The following is a 1160-nucleotide window of genomic DNA, read 5'->3' on the forward strand; positions in this document are numbered from 1 at the left end:
GATTCCTTTGACCCGAAGAAAGTCAGAGGGGGTTATGGATCTGGCTAATTCAAAGGCGGGCCGACGAGCAATCGCAGGTGCTATCCATGGTTTTTACCTATTTGGTGGGTGGTGGGAGCAAGGTACTCCTACAATTGGTAATGCCTTTTCACACGAAAAGCCGCTCTACATAAACGGGAACACCTCGTTACCTGAATGTACGCGGGCGAGACCTAAGTAGGGGTGAAATGATGACTAATACTCTGGAGCATAGAAACCCTCGATTCTTGTGCATTTCTCTCAGCGACGGGAGCACGCTGAGAGAAATGCCTTTACATCATGAGGTTGGAGGTGAGCCACCTGGTGCTGGTGTCGAGATCTTGGAGGCTGATGACCCTTTGAGGCTGATGCTGGAGCAAGTGTCAAGCTTGAGGTTGTATTGCGACAACTTATCAGATGCCTCTGCTTTTTATATTGCGCACCCTGATGAGTGGGAAGAACTGAGAACTGAATTTGAGGCTTGGTCTTTTGGGAGAGAACACGCGTTGCCTGAATGGGTTTCTGACGCAATTGTCTTTGCCGAGGTCCCAAACTCTGGTGTGTACTATCTATATTCCACGGGCAATGATAAGGGCTGTATTTTCGAATACTCAGGAGACGGTGACGAGCTTATAAAAGTCTCTGGCAGTCTTGACGAGTTTCTCACTTACATCTGCACGCCATGTGACGATCTTATCGCAGATATCCAAACTTATACGCGTTTCTCAGATGGCAGTTCAGATACGCAGTGGCTACCGCAAAAGTACCTTCATGACTAAAACATGATATACCGTGCTGCTGATACCAATAGCTAGCAGTCGTTCAGTTATACACTGCAGACCCCCAGCAGGCCTGTAAGTCGAACATTATGACCGCTCTAGGGAAGCAGCTCCTTACAAAATACATTTGTAGGGCCAAGCTTCTGTTTACTCGTATCCGGTAATTGACTATCTGTACTTTTTGAAACTTTTTGATTGAATGCTTCTTGCCTACTTGTTCAGAATGAGGTCACTGGCGTGTTCTGCACACCTCCAAGGTGATCACTGGCAAAGACTGTGAAATATCGAAAAGTGTGAAAAGTGGAAAATAAACTAATAAATTCAATAGCTTACATATTTTCTCAAAAAAATACTTGTAACAGT

General features: G+C 45.4%; 2 protein-coding genes. Both read left to right on the forward strand.

Annotation, left to right across the window (positions count from 1 at the left end):
* Positions 1-220: hypothetical protein (locus tag AC438_RS17290; protein ID WP_238376430.1), on the forward strand; the 220-nt coding region annotated here is incomplete at its 5' end.
* A gap of 7 nt (positions 221-227) precedes the next feature.
* A complete protein-coding gene (locus AC438_RS16400; protein WP_053982330.1) occupies positions 228-797 on the forward strand; it encodes an SMI1/KNR4 family protein in 570 nt (189 codons plus the stop codon).
* The last annotated feature ends 363 nt before the right edge of the window (positions 798-1160 follow it).

It is taken from the genome of Marinagarivorans algicola, assembly GCF_001292705.1.
Taxonomy (GTDB): Bacteria; Pseudomonadota; Gammaproteobacteria; order Pseudomonadales; family Cellvibrionaceae; genus Marinagarivorans; species Marinagarivorans algicola.

What these genes read in the sequence shown, in the direction of transcription:
- AC438_RS16400 (WP_053982330.1), top strand. Translation starts at nt 228, where the DNA reads ATGATGACTAATACTCTGGAGCATAGAAACCCTCGATTCTTGTGCATT.